Raw genomic sequence first — 2,756 nt, 5'->3', positions numbered from 1 at the left:
ATGGTACGGGAAGAGAGACTTGAACTCTCACACCTTGCGGCACCAGAACCTAAATCTGGCGTGTCTACCAATTCCACCACTCCCGCACAGACTCTGCTTCACATCCAGAACACGATGTTCATATTTTACATCTTGAAAAGATGGTAGCAATGGCGGGACTTGAACCTGCGACCCCAGCATTATGAGTGCTGTGCTCTAACCAGCTGAGCTACATTGCCATCTTTCTTTTTCATCCCCCTGTCTGGGGAACGGGGCGTATTATGCTTATTAGGCTTAATCAGGTCAACTGCTTTTTTCTGCAAATTTACCGAAAGCGCATTGTTCGGCGATAAGTTCACCAAACTGAGCAACAGACACCCAAAAAACAGCCTTTTCTAAGAACATTTTAGCGTTTTTTCGCCTTGAGCATTCTTGCTGTAGTGAATTTTATTAACGAACTCTACTAGATGAATGTACTTAAATGCCCTTTTTTACGGTCAAATCCATGCTTATATATCGAAGCTTCAACTCGCTACCGCGACGTTGTTATTCGCTAGGCGTTCTAATCTATACATCAACAGTCATCTAGCTACCTACGACAGCCAAACAACTTATGATCACTTAAACGTTATTTAGGTAGATAGACGCCTGTTCTAATCAACTTTAATCGCTGTCATAAAAAATACAGCTATAAATTGTAGGCAAACCATAGATACAAAAACGGCGACTATGTAAGTCGCCGTTTGCTTTTCAACGTATAATTAAAGTTATACGTTAAATAAGAAGTGCATTACATCACCGTCTTTAACTGTGTAGGTTTTACCTTCTACACGTAGCTTACCGGCTTCTTTAGCCCCCGCTTCACCTTTATAAGTGATGAAGTCATCGTACGCCATAACTTGTGCACGAATAAATCCACGCTCAAAATCAGTGTGAATAACACCGGCCGCTTGTGGTGCGCTTGCGCCAACACGTACCGTCCAAGCACGAACTTCCTTAACACCGGCAGTAAAGTAAGTTTGCAGACTTAATAAGTCGTAACCTGCACGAATAACACGGTCCAGACCTGGCTCTTCTAAACCTAGATCAGCCATGAATTCTTCACGGTCTTCGGTATCCATTTCAGCAAGCTCAGATTCAATTGCAGCACATACTGCAACAACAACAGCATTTTCTTCAGCTGCGATTGCTTTTACTGTGTCTAAGTGAGGGTTATTATCAAAACCATCTTCAGCTACGTTAGCAATATACATAGTTGGCTTAAGCGTTAGGAAGTTTAGGTAACCAACAGCAGCAAGTTCTTCTTTAGTTAGCTCCATAGAACGTAGCATTTTGCCTTCGTCTAATACTGGACGCATCTTTTCAAGAACAGCCACTTCAAACTTAGCTTCTGCATCGCCGCCTTTAGCACGCTTAGCTTGACGAGTAATAGCACGCTCACATGAATCTAGGTCAGCAAGAGCAAGTTCAGTGTTAATCACTTCGATATCGCTTGCAGGGCTAACTTTATTAGCAACGTGAACAATATTATCGTCTTCAAAACAACGCACAACATGGCCAATTGCATCAGTTTCACGGATGTTAGCTAGGAACTTGTTACCTAGACCTTCACCTTTAGATGCACCAGCAACAAGGCCTGCAATATCAACAAATTCCATTGTTGTTGCTAAGATGCGCTCTGGCTTAACGATTTCAGCCAATGCATCTAGACGTGGATCCGGCACAGGAACCACACCTGTATTTGGTTCAATAGTACAGAACGGGAAGTTCGACGCTTCGATACCAGCTTTAGTTAGTGCGTTGAAAAGTGTTGATTTACCAACGTTTGGCAGGCCTACGATGCCGCATTTGAAACCCATATTGTTACCTTTATATCAATGAATGACTTGAAGCAAAGCTCCAAGCACTTGTTTAAGCTTTAAAAGAATGCAGTCTATGCATCGCCTTTGCCATATCTTGGTTGAACAAGACTTCTGTTGAACGCACAGCTTCATCAACGGCAGCATCCATCAGTTCTTGATCGGTTGGGGAAGCTTTACTTAGTACGTAATTGCTCACCTGGCTTTTATCGCCTGGGTGACCAATACCAATGCGTAAACGGTAAAAGCCTTTATCATTAGCAAGTTTTGCAATGATATCTTTAAGACCATTATGGCCGCCATGGCCACCACCCAACTTGAACTTCGCAACGCCCGGCGGCATATCTAGCTCATCGTGCGCAACTAATATTTCTTCTGGTGCGATACGAAAAAAATTCGCTAATGCACCAACCGACTTACCACTTAAGTTCATAAAGGTTGTCGGAATTAACAGCCGTACATCTTTGCCATGCAAGGTAGCTCTTGCTGTCATGCCAAAGTACTTGCTATCTAATGTTAATGTGGCACCACAGACTCTAGCGAGTTCTTCTACGTACCACGCACCAGCATTATGGCGAGTTCGCTCATACTGCGCGCCGGGATTTGCAAGCCCAACTATCAGTTTAATATTGCTCATAGTACTCAGTCTGTTATTGCCTTACTTAAGTTTTGCCGCCAAGGTTCAGCCCTAGCCGCAAAATTAAAAACGCGGCATTTTAGCACTCAAATAGGCTACCAACAAATTATACGCAAATTTCAATTATTGTTTATGTCAATCGAGCAACTAATATGGTGCTACTCAATCACGCTATATGCAGAAAATCTGAGGCATAGCGAGCAAAAGTAAAAGATCCACCTTCTGAAGAAGGTGGCTTTGATATAACTCCCTAAAAGGGAGCTTTCCTACCGTGCGTTAAC

Annotated in this window: 2 protein-coding genes and 2 tRNA genes; all 4 read right to left on the bottom strand. The window is 42.9% G+C overall.

Features of this window, described 5'->3' with window-relative positions; translation table 11 throughout:
- Position 1: 1 nt before the first annotated feature.
- Positions 2-86: transfer RNA gene (locus MSG37_RS21195), tRNA-Leu, on the bottom strand.
- A gap of 55 nt (positions 87-141) precedes the next feature.
- Positions 142-218 (bottom strand) — tRNA-Met (locus MSG37_RS21190).
- A gap of 528 nt (positions 219-746) precedes the next feature.
- The gene (gene ychF / locus MSG37_RS21185) at positions 747-1,838 is read right to left on the bottom strand and encodes a redox-regulated ATPase YchF (protein ID WP_248472781.1); all 1,092 of its coding nucleotides are present in this window, start codon (positions 1,836-1,838) and stop codon (positions 747-749) included.
- 52 nt (positions 1,839-1,890) lie between these two features.
- Positions 1,891-2,475 carry an aminoacyl-tRNA hydrolase gene (gene pth / locus MSG37_RS21180; protein WP_248472779.1) on the bottom strand — a complete coding sequence of 195 codons (585 nt, stop codon included), beginning with the start codon at positions 2,473-2,475 and terminating at the stop codon, positions 1,891-1,893.
- Between the last annotated feature and the right edge of the window lie 281 nt (positions 2,476-2,756).

The organism is Shewanella sp. 1CM18E (assembly GCF_023161665.1).
Taxonomy (GTDB): domain Bacteria; phylum Pseudomonadota; class Gammaproteobacteria; order Enterobacterales; family Shewanellaceae; genus Shewanella.
The sequence above is the reverse complement of the archived record's forward strand: the minus strand, read 5'-3'. Positions and strand labels throughout refer to the sequence as shown.

Bases quoted from the DNA above. Each gene is read 5' to 3' on its own strand.
- ychF (WP_248472781.1), bottom strand. From the start codon at position 1,838: ATGGGTTTCAAATGCGGCATCGTAGGCCTGCCAAACGTTGGTAAATCA.
- pth (WP_248472779.1), bottom strand. From the start codon at position 2,475: ATGAGCAATATTAAACTGATAGTTGGGCTTGCAAATCCCGGCGCGCAG.